15 protein-coding genes and 1 pseudogene are annotated in these 19,048 nt (G+C 74.8%); 5 read left to right on the top strand and 11 right to left on the bottom strand.

Going from position 1 to position 19,048, the window contains the following annotated elements:
- Positions 1-135 precede the first annotated feature (135 nt).
- The 3 genes and pseudogenes from ACQKM2_RS36110 to recA form a co-directional block, all read right to left on the bottom strand.
- Positions 136-2,679, bottom strand: a complete 2,544-nt coding sequence (locus ACQKM2_RS36110) for an FtsX-like permease family protein (protein WP_427717283.1) — start codon at positions 2,677-2,679, stop codon at positions 136-138.
- A gap of 140 nt (positions 2,680-2,819) precedes the next feature.
- Positions 2,820-3,482, bottom strand: a pseudogene (recX, locus tag ACQKM2_RS36105) (recombination regulator RecX); the annotation flags it as partial.
- Positions 3,401-4,507 carry a recombinase RecA gene (gene recA, locus ACQKM2_RS36100; protein WP_427717280.1) on the bottom strand — a complete coding sequence of 369 codons (1,107 nt, stop codon included), beginning with the start codon at positions 4,505-4,507 and terminating at the stop codon, positions 3,401-3,403. The pseudogene recX and the gene recA, both read right to left, overlap by 82 nt.
- Before the next feature lie 198 nt (positions 4,508-4,705).
- On the opposite strand from recA, the gene ACQKM2_RS36095 reads away from it, so the two are divergent.
- Positions 4,706-5,257, top strand: a complete 552-nt coding sequence (locus tag ACQKM2_RS36095; RefSeq protein ID WP_427717278.1) for an SMI1/KNR4 family protein — start codon at positions 4,706-4,708, stop codon at positions 5,255-5,257.
- A gap of 160 nt (positions 5,258-5,417) precedes the next feature.
- On the opposite strand, the gene ACQKM2_RS36090 is transcribed toward ACQKM2_RS36095, so the two are convergent.
- On the bottom strand, positions 5,418-6,254 hold the full coding sequence (locus ACQKM2_RS36090; protein ID WP_427717275.1) for a S1 family peptidase: 837 nt from the start codon (positions 6,252-6,254) through the stop codon (positions 5,418-5,420).
- 298 nt (positions 6,255-6,552) lie between these two features.
- Here ACQKM2_RS36090 and ACQKM2_RS36085 point away from each other — a divergent pair, with 298 nt between their 5' ends.
- A complete protein-coding gene (locus ACQKM2_RS36085; protein WP_125818604.1) occupies positions 6,553-6,978 on the top strand; it encodes a hypothetical protein in 426 nt (141 codons plus the stop codon).
- Between the two features lie 66 nt (positions 6,979-7,044).
- On the opposite strand, the gene ACQKM2_RS36080 is transcribed toward ACQKM2_RS36085, so the two are convergent.
- Positions 7,045-7,617 carry an HPP family protein gene (locus ACQKM2_RS36080; RefSeq protein WP_427717272.1) on the bottom strand — a complete coding sequence of 191 codons (573 nt, stop codon included), beginning with the start codon at positions 7,615-7,617 and terminating at the stop codon, positions 7,045-7,047.
- A gap of 127 nt (positions 7,618-7,744) precedes the next feature.
- Between ACQKM2_RS36080 and ACQKM2_RS36075 the strand changes: the two genes are divergently transcribed.
- A complete protein-coding gene (locus tag ACQKM2_RS36075) occupies positions 7,745-8,500 on the top strand; it encodes a Clp protease N-terminal domain-containing protein (protein ID WP_427717270.1) in 756 nt (251 codons plus the stop codon).
- Here ACQKM2_RS36075 and ACQKM2_RS36070 read toward each other — a convergent pair.
- Both ACQKM2_RS36070 and ACQKM2_RS36065 read right to left on the bottom strand, forming a co-directional pair.
- Positions 8,454-9,545 carry an AI-2E family transporter gene (locus ACQKM2_RS36070; protein ID WP_427717285.1) on the bottom strand — a complete coding sequence of 364 codons (1,092 nt, stop codon included), beginning with the start codon at positions 9,543-9,545 and terminating at the stop codon, positions 8,454-8,456. The two genes, ACQKM2_RS36075 and ACQKM2_RS36070, sit on opposite strands and share 47 nt — an antisense overlap.
- A gap of 312 nt (positions 9,546-9,857) precedes the next feature.
- The gene (locus tag ACQKM2_RS36065; protein ID WP_125605242.1) at positions 9,858-10,052 is read right to left on the bottom strand and encodes a DUF3046 domain-containing protein; all 195 of its coding nucleotides are present in this window, start codon (positions 10,050-10,052) and stop codon (positions 9,858-9,860) included.
- 81 nt (positions 10,053-10,133) lie between these two features.
- Between ACQKM2_RS36065 and ACQKM2_RS36060 the strand changes: the two genes are divergently transcribed.
- Positions 10,134-11,165 carry a hypothetical protein gene (locus tag ACQKM2_RS36060; RefSeq protein WP_427717268.1) on the top strand — a complete coding sequence of 344 codons (1,032 nt, stop codon included), beginning with the start codon at positions 10,134-10,136 and terminating at the stop codon, positions 11,163-11,165.
- Here ACQKM2_RS36060 and ACQKM2_RS36055 read toward each other — a convergent pair.
- The 4 genes from ACQKM2_RS36055 to ACQKM2_RS36040 all read right to left on the bottom strand — a co-directional run bounded on the left by ACQKM2_RS36055 (position 11,134) and on the right by ACQKM2_RS36040 (position 14,349).
- Positions 11,134-11,442 carry an AzlD domain-containing protein gene (locus tag ACQKM2_RS36055; protein ID WP_427717266.1) on the bottom strand — a complete coding sequence of 103 codons (309 nt, stop codon included), beginning with the start codon at positions 11,440-11,442 and terminating at the stop codon, positions 11,134-11,136. The genes ACQKM2_RS36060 and ACQKM2_RS36055 overlap by 32 nt on opposite strands.
- Positions 11,439-12,167, bottom strand: a complete 729-nt coding sequence (locus tag ACQKM2_RS36050) for an AzlC family ABC transporter permease (protein ID WP_427717264.1) — start codon at positions 12,165-12,167, stop codon at positions 11,439-11,441. Before ACQKM2_RS36050 ends, ACQKM2_RS36055 begins: the two co-directional genes overlap by 4 nt.
- Positions 12,168-12,239: 72 nt before the next feature.
- Positions 12,240-13,499 (bottom strand): DUF2716 domain-containing protein, encoded by a 1,260-nt coding sequence (locus tag ACQKM2_RS36045; protein ID WP_427717262.1) that lies wholly within the window; start codon positions 13,497-13,499, stop codon positions 12,240-12,242.
- Positions 13,500-13,509: 10 nt separating this feature from the next.
- Positions 13,510-14,349, bottom strand: a complete 840-nt coding sequence (locus tag ACQKM2_RS36040) for an AraC family transcriptional regulator (RefSeq protein ID WP_427717260.1) — start codon at positions 14,347-14,349, stop codon at positions 13,510-13,512.
- Between the two features lie 81 nt (positions 14,350-14,430).
- Between ACQKM2_RS36040 and ACQKM2_RS36035 the strand changes: the two genes are divergently transcribed.
- Positions 14,431-19,023, top strand: coding sequence for an ATP-dependent helicase (locus tag ACQKM2_RS36035; protein WP_427717259.1), 4,593 nt, complete (start codon positions 14,431-14,433; stop codon positions 19,021-19,023).
- Positions 19,024-19,048 lie beyond the last annotated feature (25 nt).

The raw sequence follows: 19,048 nt of genomic DNA, 5'->3' as shown, positions 1-19,048 counted from the left end.
CCGAGGCTATGTATAGCCTCGCCGGCGTTTGAGGCGCGGGGGTCTGGGGGCGGAGCCCCCGGGGAACGGTGGAAGGGCGGGGCGGGGAGCAGCCCGCGCAGCGGAACCCCCGACCCCGCCCGGCCGGCGCCAGGGCTACGCCTTGGAGGTGGCCACCTCCACCGGGCGGAGGCGGAGCGCGGCGCGGCCCGGGAGGGCGGTGGCGGTCAGGGCCAGCAGCCCGGCCGCCGCGACGACCACCGCGTACACCAGCGGCAGCACCGCCGGCGCGGCCACCCCCGTCATGCCCACGCTGAACGCGGTCAGCACGGCCAGCGAGATCCCCGACCCGAGCACCGCCCCGATCAGCAGCACGGCCAGGGTCTCCGTGCGGAGCATCCGCAGTACCTGGCGCCGCTTCGCCCCGGCCAGCCGCAGCATCGCGAACTCCCGGAACCGCTCGGCGGTGGACATCGCCAGGGTGTTGACCACCGCGATGGCGGTGAAGGCCAGCACCAGGCCCATGGCCAGCAGGTTGATCTCGGCGCCGGCGGCCTGCCGCTCGGCCCGGGCCGTGTCGGCCTCCGCCGCGGACAGCACCGCGGTTCCCGGCGCGGCCAGCTTCTCCCGGCCGACCGACGGCTCCGCCGCGACGAGGACGCTGCCGGCGAGGGGGTTGTCCACGTGCGCGGCCACCAGGCCGTGCGGCAGGGTCAGGTCGCCGAAGCCCAGGCCCCGCCCGTACACGGCGGAGACGGTCAGCGTCACCGGGGTGCCGTCGCCCAGCGTCAGCTTGAGCGGGCTGCCGGGCTTCAGCCCCAGCTGGTCGGCGGCGAGCTCGCTGACGGCGGCGCTGCTCTCGCCGAAGCCGTCCAGGCTGCCGCGGGTGACCTCGGGGTCCCAGGTGCGGGTCAGGCCGGCCGGGGTGACGCCCTGGGCCGCGTACTTGGTCAGGCCGACCCGTACCGAGGTGTGCACGATCTCGGTGGCGGCGGTGACACCGGGGGTGCGGCGGATCCGTTCGGCGGTACCGGGGCTCACGCCGGGGCCCTGCGCGGTGACGACCCACTGGGCGCGGACCCCTTCGCGGGCCTGTGCCCGGGCCGCGTCGCCGAGGGTCGGGGTGACGAAGAGCACGGTGCAGGTCATGCCGATGAGGAGGGTGAGCGGGGTGACGGCGGAGGCCATGCGGGTGGCGTTGCCGCGCAGGTTCGCGGTGGCCAGCCGGCCGCCGGGGCCGGCCAGCCGCAGCGGTCCGGCGAGCAGCACGGTCGCGAGCCGGACGAGGAGCGGGCCGAGCAGCGACACCGCGCCGGCGAGTACCACGACGGCCAGGAAGGTCACCGGGGTGGAGGCGGGTTCGGTGCGCAGCGAGCCGAGGACGACGACCAGCACCGCTCCGCCGGCCAGCAGGAGCAGGCCTGCCAGGGTCCGGATCCAGGAGGGGCGGGGCCGTTCGACGGCGGCTTCGGCCAGTGCTTCGGCAGGGCGGATGCGGGCGATCCGGCGGCCGGTGATCCGGGCGGCGGCCCAGGCTCCGAGCAGGCTGGCGCCGACGGCGGCGAACATCGGGAAGATCCCGGCGGTGCGCTCCAGGGTGGCCGGGATGACTCCGCTGGTGACGAAGCGGCCGTGCAGCCAGGCGGCGAGGGGCAGTCCGGCGAGGGAGCCGGTGATGCCGGCGGCGAGGCCGACGAGCAGGGCCTCGCGGCCGATCATGCGGCGCAGTTGCTTGGGGGTGGCGGCGATGGCGCGCAGCAGGGCGAGTTCGCGGTGGCGCTGCTGGACGGAGAGGGCGAAGGTGCCGACGACCACGAGGATCGCGACGAGCAGGGAGGTGCCGCCCATGGCGCCGCCCATGGAGACGAGCTTGATGCGTGCGCCGGCGGCGTCGAGGAATTCGACGGGGCCGCGGTCGTCCCCGGCGGCCACCTGTGCGGTGGCGCCCTGCGGGGTGGCGGCCAGTGCCTGCCGGACCTGTCCGGCGAGGCGGCCGGTGTCGGTTCCGGGCCGGGGCAGTACGCCGATGGCGGTGACCTGGCCGGCGCGGGCGGCGAGCCGCTCGGCCTCGGTGTCGCTGAAGAACAGGGAGGTCTGCCGGCCGAGGTCGCCGTGGGCGGTGCGGGCGATGCCGCTGACGGTGTAGGTCTTCGGCTCGCCGGTGGCCTGCACGGTCAGCCGTGCTCCGGCGGCCAGTCCCGCCCGGGTGGCGAGGGCGCGGTCGATGACGACCTCGTCGCCGCCCTGGGGGGCGCGGCCCTCGGCGAGGGTGAAGGGGGTGAGGACGGCGGAGGTCCAGGCGTGTCCGTACGAGGGCCTGGCCGGATCGGCCGGGGCCTTGAGGACCGGGACGGCCTGGAAGGTCAGCTCGGGCACGGCCCGCTCGACGCCGGGGACGGCGCGTACGGTCTCCACGGTGGAGGCCGGGAGCCAGGCCCGCTCGGCGACGGGCTTGGCCTTGTGCTTCGTCTTGGTCTTGCCCTTCTTCTCCTTGACCGTCGTCTGGTGGACGTTCTGGTCGGCGGAGACGACCACCGGGGTGCCGGCGTAGCGCTCGGTGGCGATCCGGCCGCGGAGGCCGGTTTCCAGGAGGGTGCCGCAGGCGGTGATCAGGGCCGCCGCGCACAGGAGCGCGACGAAGGCGCCGAGGAAGCCGGCTTTGCGGTCCCGGACGGTCTGAAGGGCGTAACGCAGCATCATGCGGTCAACTCTGGCCGCGCGCCGGTTTTCCGGCACTGGAGCGCTCCGGCGTCCTCGTGCGGGGGCTACCCCCACCCCCCGGGCCCGGCCGTCCCCCGCGGCCGTCCCCCGCTGTCGGGCCCGCGGCTCGGGAGCCCGGCTCAGTACCCGGGGTATCCCAGGTCGTCGGTGTCCTCGGCGGCCTGGGCCTCGGCTTCGAGCGCGCGCCGGACCACCCGCAGGGCCATGCCCTCCGGGTATCCCTTGCGGGCGAGCATGCCGGCGAGGCGCCGGATCCGCTTGTCCCGCTCCAGGCCGCGGGTGCCGCGGAGCTTGCGCTCCACGAGTTCCCGGGCGGTCTGCTCCTCCTGCTCGGAGTCCAGCTGTTCCAGCGCCTCCTGGACGAGGGTGGTGTGCACCCCCTTGGTCCGCAGCTCCTGCGCGAGCGCCCGGCGGGCCAGGCCACGGCCGCGGTGCCGGGACTCCACCCAGGCGCCGGCGAACGCGGCGTCGTCGATCAGGCCCACCTCCTCGTACCGGGAGAGGACCTCCTGCGACACCTCGTCGGGGATGCCCCGTTTCGCCAGGGCTTCCTCCAGCTGCCGCCGGGTGCGCGGCATCCCGGTGAGCAGGCGCAGGCAGATCGCCCGCGCCTGCTCCTCGGGACTCTGGGGCGGCAGCTCCTGGCGGCCTTCACGGCCGCCCCTCGCTCTGCCGCCCCTCTCCTGCTCTTCCCGCACGGTCAGCTCTTGGCCACGGCGGCCTTGGCCGCGGGCTTGGCCTTCGACGCCGGGGCGGGCACCGAGGCGTCGGCCGGCGCGGCGGCGGCGGGCGCGTCGCCCTCGGTGTCCTTGCGGACGCCCACGCCGAGCTTCTCCTTGATCTTCCGCTCGATCTCGTTGGCGAGGTCGGGGTTGTCCTTGAGGAAGTTGCGGGCGTTCTCCTTGCCCTGGCCCAGCTGGTCGCCCTCGTACGTGTACCAGGCGCCGGCCTTGCGGATGAAGCCGTGCTCCACGCCCATGTCGATCAGACCGCCCTCGCGGCTGATGCCCTGGCCGTAGAGGATGTCGAACTCGGCCTGCTTGAAGGGGGGCGCGACCTTGTTCTTGACGACCTTGCAGCGGGTGCGGTTGCCGACCGCCTCCGTGCCGTCCTTGAGGGTCTCGATGCGGCGGATGTCGATGCGCACGGAGGCGTAGAACTTCAGCGCGCGGCCACCGGTCGTGGTCTCCGGCGAGCCGAACATCACACCGATCTTCTCGCGGAGCTGGTTGATGAAGATCGCGGTGGTCTTGGACTGGTTCAGCGCACCGGTGATCTTGCGGAGGGCCTGGCTCATCAGGCGGGCCTGGAGACCCACGTGCGAGTCGCCCATCTCGCCCTCGATCTCCGCCTTCGGCACGAGGGCCGCGACGGAGTCGATCACGATCAGGTCGAGCGCGCCGGAGCGGACCAGCATGTCGACGATCTCAAGGGCCTGCTCACCGGTGTCCGGCTGGGACAGGATGAGGTTGTCGGTGTCGACGCCGAGGGCCTTGGCGTACTCGGGGTCGAGCGCGTGCTCCGCGTCCACGAAGGCGACGGTGCCGCCGGCCTTCTGCGCGTTGGCCACGGCGTGCAGGGTCAGGGTCGTCTTACCGGAGGACTCCGGGCCGTAGATCTCGACCACGCGGCCGCGCGGCAGACCGCCGACGCCGAGGGCGATGTCCAGCGCGGTCGACCCGGTGGGGATGACCTCGATGGGGTCGTTCGGCTTGTCGCCGAGGCGCATGACCGCACCCTTGCCGAATTGCCGTTCAATCTGCGCGAGCGCGGCGTCGAGAGCCTTCTCGCGGTCGGTGCCTGCCATGGGTTCCACCCGGTTTGCTTGAGTCGATCGCTTCACGCCATTGACGCTAACGCCTGCCACTGACAATGCGCTCCCACGCCCGTTTCGGCTGTGGATAACCCATCAGAATGGATGTTCGATTTCCGTGTCAAGCGAGCCACGCCCGCCCCGGCGGGCACCGTTCCGCGCGGGGTGCGGCGCCGCTGCTACGGTCCCCGGATGACCGGCTGGGATGCGCGCGGCGTGCGCGCACGGATACGCGAGATGGCGGCGGGGGACCCGGGGCTGGAGCGCTTCGGGGCGGACACGCACCGGTACGGGCTGGGGCCGCCGGTGCCGGAGGCGGAGATCCGGGCGTTCGAGGAGTCCCACGGCATCGGCCTGCCCCGGGAGTACCGGTCCTTCGTCGCCGAGGTGGGCGACGGCCCCGCCGGTCCCTGTCACGGGGTGCTGCCGCTGGCCGTCCCCCGCCCGGAGGCCGGCGAGGAGTGGGCGGTGGACGGCGAGTGGCAGGAGGACCGGCTCCCGGGCCGGCTCGCCCTGCCGTTCCCCCTCACCGCTCCCCTGCCCGGCCGGATCCGCGGCCCGCAGGCCGCGCTGACCCGGGGCACGCTCACGCTCGCGGAACGGGGCTGCGGCATCTTCCTCAGGCTGGTCCTGAACGGCCCGCGGAGGGGCGAGGTCTGGCAGATCGACCCCGACTGGGGCGGCTTCGTCCCGGTGAGCACCGGCTTCCGCTCCTGGTACACGGCCTGGCTGGAGAGCCCGTAGCGGGCTCACAGGCGCCCGCAGCCGTACGCGACCAGGAAGCCCGCCGTCGCGGCGACCAGGACGGAACCGGCGGCCGTGCGGCGATGGACGTCCCTCACCGGGGCCCCGTCCACCCCGTGGCCGGGGCCCGCCCCTCGTACGGGCCCCGGCGCCGCTGGGGTTACGGCTTGGGCAGGGTGCAGCCGGGGCGGGTCAGGTCGATCTGGTTGCCGGGGCCGATGCACGGGACGAGGGTGTAGGTCTGCTGGGCGTAGTTGATGCCCTGGCGGACCGTCACGTTGCCGCTCTCGTCGACCTCGCACGGATTGTTGTCCGTGCAGCGCTGGCCGTCCTCGTTGCCCGTGTTGTTGACGGCGACGACCTTGCCCGTCGTCGTGTCGATCACCGGCGAGCCGGACGTGCCGCCGATGGTGTTGCAGGACGAGGTGTAGCGGACCGAGTCCTTCCAGGTCCAGGCGCCCTCCTTGAGGCGGTAGGCGAACCCGTCGACGCTGCAGCTGTAGGTGCGCTTCCAGTACCCGGAGACGACCTTGATGGAGGAACCCTGCGCCGGGTGGGAGTCGTTGAGGGTGAGGGCGGCTATTCCGTACTGGCTCTGGATCTGCGCGTACGTCTTGGTCAGCTGGTAGAGCGAGACGTCCGTGTCCGTCATCGTGCCGTACGCGATCTTGCTGGCGCGCAGCGTCGCGACCTTCGAGCCGGAGGCGTTGAGCAGCGAGAACGTGCGGCTGGACGCCCGGTTGACGAGGACTTCGCCGGCCGCCGGGAAGCCGGTCTCCAGGCAGTGCCCGTTGGACAGGACGAGCGCGGGGTCGCCGGGCTGGGAGTTCGGGGTGCGGACGACGGAGCCGGAGCAGTTGCTGAGCGCGACCGTGCCCGCGTACGTGACCGCGACGGCGGGCGCGGTGTCCGAGGCCGATGCCGATGCCATGGCAGGGGCTGCCGCCACTCCGGTCAGGAGTAAGGAGAGCGTGACGGCGGCGAGAGGCTTGTTCATGTGGGGGGTCCCCTCTGGTGACGGATGCGACGACCGAAGATCTTCCGGTTGTCATGCGCATTCTCAAACCAGCGGACGCAACCCACAAGAGGGCCTTCCCCGTTGGCCGCTTCCCGCACCGCGGCGGCCGGGAGATCATCCGGAATCAACCATTCCAACACCCCACGAGGCGGGCGCCGATGCCCATACCGGGGCGCATGGGCCGCCGCCCCGGGCTGGAGTGAAACGGCCTCCGGACGGCCGGTACTCTGCGGTGCCCCCGACGACGGGGGCCGTGAAATTCCGCTCAGGAGGACCCATGGCCATCAAGAAGGCCACCATCCAGCAGCAGGTGGCAGAAGCCCTCGCTCAGGCCAACCCCACCGACAAGCCCATCGTCACGATCCAGGCCATCGCCGGCCCCAGCGTGTGGCTGATGAGCATGCTCGGCCTCATCGGCCAGGCGTTCCTCTCCTACTACTTCGTCACCGTCACCGAGCAGGCCGTGGTGCTCCACAAGGCCAGCCGGATGAGCAACCGCCCCCAGGAGATCGTCTTCGCGATATCGCCCGCCGAGGCCGTCGGAAGCATCACCGAGGTCAAGCGCAACGCCGTCTGGAGCTCCTTCCGCATGCAGCTCCCCGGCCAGGCCGCACCGACCCGGATGAACGTGCACCGCATCTGGCGCGGCGAGATGGACCAGCTGCTCGGCCTGCTGACGGGTCAGAACCAGCCCACCGCCTGACGCCTGACGGCCCGGCCGGCGGAGGGGACCCGTCCCCAGCCCCCTCCGCCCTCCGGGCCCGCCGGCTCACCACCAGTACACGGGGTAGCGCACCGCCGACCGCCGGGCCCGCGAGGCGGCCGTCCCGGCCAGCACCAGCACCAGCGCCGCCCCCGCCAGCAGAGGTACGAACACCACCGGATCCGGCGCCTGGAGCACCACCACCACGGTGGTCGCCGCCGCCGGCGAATGCGGGGTCCGGGCCAGGGTCATCACCCCCACCGCCACCCCCGCCCCCAGCGCCGCCACCCACGGCGCGTCCCCCAGCAGGGCCAGCCCCAGATAGCCCACCGCCGCGCACAGCAGGTGCCCGGCGACGACGCTGCGCGGCTGGGCCAGCGGCAGCGCGGGCACCCCGTAGACGATCGCCGCGCTCGCCGCGATCGGCGGGATCAGCACCGGCTCGTGCAGGAGCGCACCGATGCCGACGAGCGCCAGCAGCGCGGCCGCCGCGACCCCGCCGCTGTGCAGGGCGGTGGCCCGGGCGGGCGACGCGGGCGCCGGGGCGCGTCCCGCCAGCGCGTTCGGGAGGGCCGGGCGGGCACGGCCGGCCGCCTTCGCGGCCCGGCCCGTACGCGTGTCACTCGTGTCCACACTCATGGGGGCCAGGTCTACGCACCCTCCGCATCACGGCCCTATACGCGGGCCGCGCACGACCCGGCACACACACGGGCCGAGTGACAACCGGCGGTTGACACCCCGAGACTGTCAACCTAGGGTTGCATCCATGACGAACCCTTCGGTGGAACCCGTTCGCATGACCAATCCGGTACGCCTCGACGACCTGATCGAGGCCATCAAGAAGGTCCACTCCGACACCCTCGACCAGCTCAGCGACGCCGTCGTCGCCGCCGAACACCTCGGCGACGTGGCAGACCACCTCATCGGCCACTTCGTCGACCAGGCCCGCCGCTCCGGCGCCTCCTGGACCGACATCGGCCGCAGCATGGGCGTCACCCGCCAGGCGGCCCAGAAGCGCTTCGTCCCCAAGGCGGACAAGGACGGCGACGCCGGCCTCGACCCGAACGCCGGCTTCGGCCGCTTCACCCCCCGCGCCCGCAACGTGGTCATGTCCGCGCAGAACGAGGCCCGCGCCGCCGGGAACGCCGAGATCCGCACCGAGCACCTTCTGCTCGGCCTGCTCGGCGAGACCGAGGGCCTGGCCGCACACGTCCTCACCTCCCACGGCGTCACCCCGGAAGAGCTGCGCACCTCCGCGACCGCCACCCTGCCCCCGGCCCAGGAGGAGGTCCCCGAGCTCGTCCCCTTCGACGCGAACGCCAAGAAGGTCCTGGAGCTCACCTTCCGCGAGGCCCTGCGCCTGGGCCACGGCTACGTCGGCACCGAGCACATCCTGCTCGCGCTCCTGGAGCTGGAGAACGGCGAGGGTCCGCTCAGCTCCGCCGGCCTCGGCAAGGCGGCCGCCGAGGCGACCGTCACCGAAGTCCTCGCGGCCGTACTCGGCGGGGACGCGGCGCAGTAGCCTCACCGGCCGCCGCACCCGTCAGCTCGTACCGCTTCACGTACGCGCCGAGGAAGGCCTGCAGGGTGGCGACGGCCGGGATCGCGATGAGCGCCCCGACCGCGCCCAGCAGGGCGGTGCCCGCGATGACCGAGCCGAAGGCCACCGCGGGGTGGATGTCCACGGTCCTGGAGGTCAGCTTCGGCTGCAGGACGTAGTTCTCGAACTGCTGGTAGACCACCACGAATCCGAGGACGTACAGCGCGTACCAGGGATCGACGGTGAAGGCGATCAGCATCGGAAGCGCACCCGCCAGGTAGGTGCCGATGGTGGGGATGAACTGGGAGACCAGCCCCACCCACACGGCGAGGGCCGGCGCGTACGGCAGGCCGAGCACCACGAACAGGACGTAGTGCGCGATGCCGGAGATCAGCGCCATCAGCCCGCGCGAGTACAGGTAGCCGCCGGTCTTCGCCACGGCGATCTCCCAGGCCCGGAGCACCTCGCCCTGCTTGGCGGGCGGCAGCACGGAGCACAGCGCGCGCCGCAGCCTGGGCCCGTCGGCGGCGAAGTAGAAGGAGAACAGGAAGATCGTCAGGAGCTTGAAGAGCCCGCCGAGCACGGTGGCGGACACGTCGAGCACACCGGTGGCGCTGTTCTGCACGTACTTCTGGAGCCACTGGGAGTGCAGCAGGCTGTCCTGGATCTCCAGCCGGGAGAAATCGGTGTGGAAGGTCCGGTTGATCGAGTCGATCACCGAGTCGAGGTATCCCGGGAAGCCCTCGACCATGTCGATGATCTGCCCGGCGAGCATCGAGCCGAGCATCGCGAGGAAGCCCGCGCACGCGACGAACACGCCCAGGAAGACCAGGAAGGTGGCGAGCCCGCGGCGCATGCCGCGGGCCGCCATCCTGGCCACGGCCGGTTCGATGGCGAGCGCGAGGAAGAACGCGATCAGGATGTTGACCAGCAGCCCGATCAGCTGGTGGAAGGCCCAGCTGCCGAGCTGGAAACAGGCCACCAGGGCCAGTACGAGGACCACCGCGCGCGGCAGCCAGCGCGGCATCCGCGCCTCTCCCCCGGCCGGGCCGGTCCCGGGCGGGACGGCTCCGGCGCCCGCGGGGGCCTCGGTCGCGCCGTAGGCGGGGGCACCGTCCGCGGGATCGCCCGCCGGGTCCGACGGGCCCGATGGTCCCGTCGGTCCCGTCGGTTCACCGGCCGTCGCGCCCGTCGTCCGGCCGTTCGTCTCTTCTGTTGCTGCCACGCCGTCCAGTCTGTCCCAACCGCCGCCCGGACCACGAAGCCGCTCGGCGCCCGGCCGGCCCGCGGACCGCAGCGGTGCGCCGGTCCGGGACCGCGTCGGCGCGGCGGGGCCGCCTCAGCGCAGCGAGGCCGGCACGTCCATCGCCGAACACACCGCGCGCCACACGTCCTTGGTCTCCCAGCCCTCGTCCAGCGCCTGGTGGACGGTGCGTCCGCCCAGTTCGGCCATCACGTGGTCCCGGGCGAAGGAGTCCGCGTAGCCCGCGCCGAAGTGCTCGGCCATCCGCTCCCAGAAAATCGTCAACCGCATGCCACCAGTATCCCGCCCCGGAGAGTGCACCCGCCCCGTTGCTCCCCTGCGCCCCCGTGCGCGCGCCCTACGGTGTCACGCATGCCTGGAGACGAAGCTCCCGCCCCGGCCCCACCGAGCCCGGCGGCCCCGACGGCCACCTCCGCCCCCTCCACCCCCGCGCCCGGCCCGCTGTCCCGCGCCGAGCGGTTCACCTGGCTCACGGCCCGGGTGCTGGAGCAGCGGCGGTTCGCGTTCCACTTCCTCGGCGGGGATCCCGATCCGGTCGACGCCGCCCTCGGCTCCTACCTCGGCGACGACGGGGGCTACGGGCACGCGCTCGACCCGGACCTGCGCGGACCGCTGAGCCAGCCCCTGCACACCGCGCACGCCCTGCGGATCCTCGACGCCCTCGGCCGGTGCTCCGGACAGCGCATCGAGCGGCTCTGCCGCCACCTGACCCGGGTCTCCACCCCGGAGGGCGCGCTCCCGCTGGTCCTGGCCGGCCCCCGGGACTATCCCGCCGCCCCGTACCACCCGGTGTGCGACGACCCGCCGGGGACGCTGCTGACCACGGGCCCCGTCGTCGGGATCCTGCACCGCAACCGGATCTGGCACGCCTGGCTGTTCCGGGCCACGGACTTCTGCTGGGAGCGGGTCGAGACGCTGCGCCAGACCCACCCGTACGAGGTCCAGAGCGCGGTGGCCTTCCTCGACGGCGCCCCCGACCGGGCCCGCGCCGCGGCGGCCGCCGACCGGCTGGGCCGGCTGGTGCGCGAGCGGCGGCTGGCGGTGCTCGAACCGGACCGGCGCGCCGAGTACCCGACGGCCCCTGGCTACGCCCCGGGCGAGCAGCTGTTCCCGTACGACTACGCGCGGCGGCCGGAGTCGCTGGCCCGGGGCTGGTTCACCGACGAGGAGATGCGGCGCTCGCTGGACTTCCTCGCGGCCGAGCAGCAGCCCGACGGCGGCTGGCCGGTGCACCGCCGGGCCTGGGCACCGGGCAGCTCGCTGGAGCGGCGGCCCATCGCCACCCTGGAGGCCCTGCTGACCCTGCGGGCGTACGGGCGCCCGGTCGGGGCCCCGGCCGCGGCCGGCGGGGTCAGCCTCCCAGGGCCCGGACGGCCGCGGTGACGGCCACGGCGGCGCCGACGACCAGCAGGAACGGGGCGCGCAGCAGCAGCGCGACCCCGGCCGCGGCGAGCCCCGCGGCGCGGGCGTCGAGGACCAGCTCGTGGCCGGTGCTGAAGGTCTGCTGGGCGGTCAGCGCGGCGAGCAGGGCGACGGGCAGGAGGGCGGAGAGCTTGCGCACGACGGGGCGTTCCAGGGCCCCGGCGGGCACGAGCAGTCCGGCGAGCTTGACGGCGTAGCAGCCGACGGCGGTGAGTCCGATGGCGATCCAGACGTTCACGAGCGTCCTCCCTCCGGCGACCGGCGGCCCTTCATCCACAGCACGGCGGGCGCGGCCAGCGCGGCGATCAGTACGGGCACCCCGGCCGGCAGCACCGGCAGGAAGCCCAGCCCCAGCACGAGGGCGAGGGCGGCGACGGCCCGCTCGGTGGTGCTCTTGAGCATCGGCGCGAGCAGGGCCAGGAACACGGCCGGTCCGGCGGCGTCCAGCCCCCAGGCGGCGGTGTCGCCGATGGCCTCGGCGCCGAGCGCGCCCAGCAGGGTGGTGAGGTTCCACAGCACGAAGAGGGTGAGCCCGGTGACGGTGAAGCCGAGCCGGGCGGACCTGCGGTCGGGCTGGGCCAGGGCCACGGCGGTGGTCTCGTCGATCACCCACTGCGCGGCGAAGGGCCGGACGGCCTTCGGGAGGGCCAGCAGCTGGGACAGCCGCAGTCCGTAGAAGGCGTTGCGGGTGCCGAGGAAGAAGGCCCCGGCGGCGGCGGTGAACGGGTTCCCGCCCGCCGCGAGCGCTCCGACCAGCGCGAACTGCGAGGCGCCAGTGAAGACGAGCAGGCTCAGCGCGCCGGCCTGGAGGACGCTGATCCCGGCCCCGGCCGCGGTCACCCCGAAGGCGAAGCCCGACAGCCCGACGGCCACGCCGACCCCGAGCGAATCCCGTACGACGTCGGCCCGCGGCCGGCCCCCGACCGTGCCGGGGGCCCCGTCGGGGGCCTCTTGTATCACCATCTGATGTTCTCCCACGCCCTGAACGTAGGCGGGGAGGACCGGCCGGGTCTTGTACGTTCTTGCGCGCCCGGCTCAGCCCTGCCGGCGCACCGGATCCCCGAGCAGCCGGGTCAGCTGCGGCCCGGCCGCCGCGAGCAGCGCTGCCCCGAACACCGTCAGGGTGGGCTCCCAGGGGTGGCCGAAGGTGCCGAACCGCAGCTCCGGGTCGAGGTAGAAGTAGAAATCCCCGTTCGGAAAGGCCCAGCCCGGCCAGGGCGGCTGCCCGGGCCGGCCGACCCGGTGCGGGTCGAAGTCCGAGCAGGGGTGCTGCCAGTCCATCCAGTACAGCCGGTCCCCGGGCGCGGTGACGGCGGTCAGCGCGCGCCGCACGGCCTGCTCCACCGGGCGGGTGTGCTCCTCGACGGGGTCGCCCAGCGGCCAGGTGGCACTGGGGGCGGGCGGGGCGAAGCCGGGCATCTCCACGACCTTGGTGCGGAAGCCGAACTCCCCCCACAGCCGGTCCCACACCGCCTGTCCCCGTACCCCGCCGAGCCCCAGCACCGGGCGCGTCGTCACGGCCGGAACGCCCTCGGGGGCGGCGAGGGTGAAGGTGCGTACGGTCGCCACCTCGGCGAAGCCCGCCGCGAGCAGGGCCGTACGCGTCTCCCCGGCGGCCTCGGCGCAGCAGTACCGGGCGCCCTCGTACCGGTACGCCGCGCCGAGCCCCTGCCAGCTGCGGACCAGGTCGGCGGCGGCCGCGGGCGCGGTGAGCCCGCCGACGGCCACGAGCTCCCTGCCGGGCACCACCCGCGCCCAGCCTCCGGCGGCGGGCCGGCCGCCCTCCAGGACCACGGCGGCGTCGCCCCGGCCTCCGCACCAGGCGGCGTCGGTCTCGAACTCCTCCAGCGGGTCGGGGTGCGGCCCGCGGGCGGCGGCCAGCTCCCGCAGCCGCGGCCACCAGTCGGGATCGGCCTCCCAGGCGCCCAGGGAGCGCACGTCGGCGGGCGGGCCCTGCGGCGGGGCGAGGCCGTCGAAGGCGGCGACCAGCACCGACCGCTCGGGGCCGGGCTCGAACCCGGCCGCCTCCAGTTCCCCGGCGAGGCCCGCGTGGTCGTGGCCGTGGACCTTCCAGCGGGCGCCTTCGCCTCGCTCGGCGAAGGCCTCCGCCTGGCGGCGCACCAGGCCGGCCGGCGGCGGGCCGGCCAGCGGAGCGTGATCGACGGTGCCGTGGGTGCCGTAGTGGGTGCGCACGAAGGGCCCGTCCTGGCACACCACGGCCCCGACCGGCGGCAGTTGGGGCACCAGGCCCCGCATCCGCGTCTCGTACAGCTCCCGCAGTCCCCCGGTGTCCATGGGCGGGAGCCTATCCGGCGCGCTCCCGGCGGTAGGCGCCCGGCGGGACTCCCACGATGCGGGTGAAGTGCCGGTTCAGGTGCGGCTGGTCGGTGAAGCCGACGGTGACGGCGGCCTCGGCGGGCGGGGTCCCCGCGTCGAGGAGGCGGCGCGCCCTGCGGACGCGGGCGTCCGTCAGCCAGGTGTGCGGGGGCATCCCGTACCGCTCCCGGAAGGCGCGCAGCAGCGCGAACGGGCTGGTGCCGAGCTCGGCCGCGAGCTGCTCCAGCGACGGCGGCCCGGCCATCCGCTCCTCCAGCAGGGCCCGGGCCCGTTCGGCGTCGGCGGCGCCCGCGCCGCGCACCGGGCGGGCGGGCAGCGGGCCCGCGTGCCGGCTGAGCATCCGGGCCACCACGCCCCGCAGCAGGGTGTCGGCGGCGAGCGCGTTCCCGGCCTCGGCGGCCCGGTGGACCTCGGTGATGGCCCGGGCGCCCTGCGGGTCGGCGACCATGTCCACGGTGAACCCGGGGGTGCCCCGCGGGGTGGCGATCTCGGCGGCGACCTCGGTGATCAGCTCCCGGGGGGAGTACAGGGTCGCGTACGCCCAGCCTTCGGGGGCCCCGGCCCGGGCGGTGTGCGCGACCTCCGGGTTGATCAGCACCACGCTGCCCGGCCCCGCCCGGACGGTGCCGCCGGGCAGGCCGATCTCCTCGACGCCGCCGGTGACGGCGGCGATGACGTACCCGTCGTGGGCGTGGCGCGGGAAGGTGTGGCGCACGTAGTGGGCGCGCAGCAGGTCCAGGCCGGGCAGCTGCTCGTACTGCCAGTGCCGTGCCCATTCGCCGCTCCCGCGGCCGCCGTCCGTCCCCATGTCCTCATTCTGCGCCCCGGCCCGGCGGGGCGTTTGCCCAGGTCGGGCCCGGTTGTCAGAGGCGGGGTGCACGATGGGGGCATGGCAGGCGCTGCGCTCGATTCGTTCTCCCCCGCGACCCGCTCGTGGTTCACGGGGGCCTTCCGTACGCCCACTCCCGCGCAGGAGGGCGCCTGGCGGGCCATCGGGGAGGGCTCGGACGTACTGGTGGTGGCGCCGACGGGTTCCGGCAAGACCCTGGCCGCCTTCCTCGCCGCCCTGGACGGGCTCGCCTCGCAGCCGCCGCCGGCCGAGGCCCGCAAGCGGTGCCGGGTGCTGTACGTGTCGCCGCTGAAGGCCCTGGCGGTGGACGTGGAGCGCAACCTGCGCAGTCCGCTGACGGGGATCCGGCAGGAGTCGGCCCGGCTGGGACTGCCCGAGCCGGACGTCCGGGTGGGGATCCGTTCCGGCGACACCCCGGCCGCCGAGCGCCGGGCGCTGGCGACGCGCCCGCCGGACATCCTGATCACCACGCCGGAGTCGCTGTTCCTGATGCTGACCTCGGCGGCGCGGGAGGCGCTGTCGGGGGTGGAGACGGTGATCCTGGACGAGGTGCACGCGGTCGCCGGGACCAAGCGCGGCGCCCATCTGGCGCTGTCCCTGGAGCGGCTGGACGAGCTGCTGCCGCGTCCGGCCCGCCGGATCGGGCTGTCGGCGACGGTCCGGCCGGTGGAGGAGGTCGCCCGCTTCCTGGCGCCGCGCGGCCGGGTGGAGATCGTGCAGCCGCCCTCGTCCAAGGAGTTCGACCTGTCGGTGGTCGTCCCGGTCGAGGACATGGGCGAGTTGGGGGGCTCCCCGGCGACGGAAGGCCGGGAGGGCGGCGACAAGCCGTCGATCTGGCCCCATGTGGAGGAGCGGATCGCGGACCTGGTGCAGGCCCACCGCTCCACGATCGTGTTCGCCAACTCCCGCCGCCTCGCCGAGCGGCTGTGCAACCGGCTCAACGAGATCGCCCACGAGCGGGCCACGGGCGAGCCCCTCGCCGAGGGCGCCCCGCCCCCGGCGGAGGTCATGGCCCAGTCGGGTGCCGCCCTGGGTGCCCCGCCGCTGCTGGCCCGCGCGCACCACGGATCGGTGTCCAAGGAGCAGCGGGCGCTGGTCGAGGAGGACCTGAAGGCGGGCCGGCTGCCCGCCGTGGTCGCCACGTCCAGCCTGGAACTGGGCATCGACATGGGCGCGGTGGACCTGGTGGTGCAGGTGGAGTCGCCGCCGTCGGTGGCTTCGGGCCTCCAGCGGGTGGGCCGGGCCGGGCACCAGGTGGGCGCGGTCTCCACGGGCGTGGTCTTCCCCAAGTACCGGGGGGACCTGGTGCAGGCGGCCGTGGTCACCGAGCGGATGCGGACCGGGGCGATCGAGTCGCTGCGGATCCCCTCCAACCCGCTGGACGTGCTCGCCCAGCAGCTGGTGGCGATGACCGCCATGGACACCTGGCAGCTGGACGAGCTGCTGGCCCTGGTGCGCCGGGCGGCGCCCTTCGCGGCGCTGCCCGAATCGGCGTTCACCTCGGTGCTGGACATGCTGGCGGGCCGCTACCCGTCGGACGCGTTCGCCGAGCTCAGACCGCGCGTGGTGTGGGACCGGGTCGCCGGGACCGTCACGGGGCGGCCCGGCGCGCAGCGCCTGGCGGTCACCTCCGGCGGCACCATCCCGGACCGCGGCCTGTTCGGGGTGTTCCTCGCCGGCTCCGACCCGAAGAAGGGCGGGGGCCGGGTCGGCGAGCTGGACGAGGAGATGGTGTACGAGTCCCGCGTGGGCGACGTGTTCACCCTGGGCACCACCTCCTGGCGGATCGAGGACATCACCCGTGACCGGGTCCTGGTCACCCCCGCCCCCGGGGTGCCGGGCCGGCTGCCCTTCTGGAAGGGCGACCAGCTGGGCCGCCCCCTGGAACTGGGGCGCGCGGTCGGCGCGTTCCTGCGGGAGCTGGGCGCGCTCACCGACGAGGACGCCCGGCTGCGGCTGCTCGCGGCCGGCCTGGACGGCTGGGCCGCGGACAACGTGCTCGCCTACCTGGCGGAGCAGCGGGAGGCCTGCGGGCACGTGCCGGACGACCGGACCATCCTGGTCGAGCGGTTCCGCGACGAGCTCGGCGACTGGCGGGTCGTCGTCCACTCCCCCTTCGGCGCCCAGGTGCACGCCCCGTGGGCGCTGGCGCTGGGCGCCCGCCTCGCCGAGAAGTACGGCATGGACGCCCAGGTGATGCACGCCGACGACGGGATCGTGCTCCGCCTGCCCGATGCCGACCTGCTCTCCATGGACCTCCTCGACCACGACCCCGCGCGGCCGGCGGCCTTCGAGTTCGACGACGAACAGGCGCCGCTGGGCGCGGCCGACGTGGCCTTCGACCGGGGCGAGGTCTCGGGGATCGTCACCGACCAGGTCGGCGGCTCGGCCCTGTTCGCCTCCCGGTTCCGCGAGTGCGCGGCGCGCGCCCTGCTGCTGCCCCGCCGCAGTCCGGGCAAGCGCACCCCGCTGTGGCAGCAGCGCCAGCGCGCCTCGCAACTGCTCCAGGTGGCCTCCGAGTTCGGCTCCTTCCCGATCGTGCTGGAAGCCGTGCGCGAGTGCCTCCAGGACGTGTTCGACGTGCCGGGCCTGGCCGAGCTGATGGGGGACATCGAGGCGCGCCGGGTCCGGCTGGTCGAGGTCACCACCCCGGAGCCCTCGCCGTTCGCCCGCTCCCTCCTCTTCGGGTACGTCGCACAGTTCCTGTACGAGGGGGACTCGCCGCTGGCCGAGCGGCGGGCGGCGGCGCTGTCGCTGGACTCCCGGCTGCTGGCGGAGCTGCTGGGCCAGGCGGAGCTGCGGGAGCTGCTCGACGCGGAGGTGCTGGAGGAACTGGAGCGGGAGCTCCAGTGGCTGACGGAGGACCGGCGCGCCAAGGACGCCGAGTCGGTGGCGGACCTGCTGCGGCTGCTGGGCCCGCTGACGGACGCCGAGCTGGCCGCGCGCGGCGCCGGACCGGCCTGGGCGCGGGAGCTGGAGGCGGCCCGCCGGGCGATCCGGGTGCGGATCGGCGGCGCGGACCACTGGGCGGCGATCGAGGACGCGGGCCGGCTGCGGGACGCGCTGGGCACGGCCCTCCCGGTCGGGGTGCCGGAGGCGTTCACCGAGCCGGTCAAGGACCCGCTCGGCGACCTCCTGGCCCGGTACGCGCGCACCCACGGGCCGTTCACCACGACGGTGGTGGCCGCCCGCCTGGGCTTGGGCGCGGCGGTGACGGAGGGCGCGCTGCACCGGCTGGCGGCGGCGGGCCGGGTGGTGCAGGGCGAGTTCCATCCGGCGGGCATCGGCCAGGAGTGGTGCGACGCGGCGGTGCTGCGCAGGCTGCGGCGGCGTTCGCTGGCGGCGCTGCGCCAGGAGCTGGAGCCGGTCCCGCCGGCTTCGCTGGCCACCTTCCTGCCCCAGTGGCAGCACCTGGGCGGGGCGCTGCGCGGGATCGACGGCCTGGCCCGGGCCGTGGAGCAGCTCCAGGGCGCACCGGTTCCGGCCTCGGCGCTGGAGCGGCTGGTGCTGCCCTCGCGGGTGGCGGGCTACTCGCCGACGCTGCTGGACGAGCTGACCAGCACCGGGGAGGTCGTGTGGGCCGGTGCGGGGGCCCTGCCGGGCAAGGACGGCTGGATCTCCCTGTACCTGGCGGACGCCGCTCCGCTGCTGCTGCCCGACCCGCATCCGCTGGAGGCGGGCCCGCTGCACCAGGCGGTCCTGGAGAGCCTGTCCGGCGGGTACGGCCTGTTCTTCCGGCAGATCACCCAGTCCGTCCGGGCCCGCCACCCGGAGGCCTCCGACCTGGAACTCTCCGAGGTGCTGTGGGACCTGGCCTGGTCGGGCCGGCTGACGAACGACACCCTGGCCCCGCTGCGCTCCCTGCTGGGCTCGGGCCGTACGGCGGGCGCCACCGCGCACCGCGCCCGGCGCACGGTGCCGCGCGGCCGGTACGGCGGCCTGAGCGCGACGGTGTCCCGCAACGGGCCGCCCACGGTCTCGGGCCGCTGGTCGCTGCTGTCCGAGCGGGCCCCCGATCCGACCCAGCGGGCGCACGCCCTGGCCCGCACGCTGCTGGACCGGCACGGGGTGGTCACCCGGGGGGCGGTCGCGGCGGAGGGCGTGGCGGGCGGCTTCAGTGCCGTGTACCGGGTGCTGTCGGCGTTCGAGGACAGCGGCCAGGCCCGCCGGGGGTACGTGGTGGAGGGTCTGGGCGCGGCCCAGTTCGCGATGGACGGTGCCGTGGACCGGCTCCGGGCCGCCGAGAAGAACCCCCCGCCGCTGGCCGCGGTGGTCCTGGCCGCCGCCGATCCGGCGAACGCGTACGGGGCGGCCCTGCCCTGGCCGGAGCCCCCGGCGGGTGCCTCGCACAAGCCGGGGCGCAAGGCGGGCTCCCTGGTGGTGCTGGTCGACGGGGAGCTGACCCTGTACCTGGAGCGCGGCGGGAAGACCCTGCTGGCCTGGCCGGAGCCGGGCGATCCGCGGCTGGAGGCGGCGGTGGCGGCGCTGGCCGCCGGCTCCCGCGTGGGCACCCTGCCGGCGCTGACGGTGGAGCGGATCAACGCGGCGGCGGCCCTGACCTCCCCGCTGGGCGCGGCCCTGGAGGCGGCGGGCTTCCACGCCACCCCGAGGGGGCTGCGGCTGCGCAGCTGACGCCCCGGCCGGGGGTCCGGTCCGG

It is taken from the genome of Streptomyces sp. NPDC004126 (assembly GCF_050275515.1).
Classification (GTDB): Bacteria; Actinomycetota; Actinomycetes; order Streptomycetales; family Streptomycetaceae; genus Streptomyces.
Note: the sequence above shows the minus strand (reverse complement) of the source record. Positions and strands in the feature narration are given on the sequence as shown.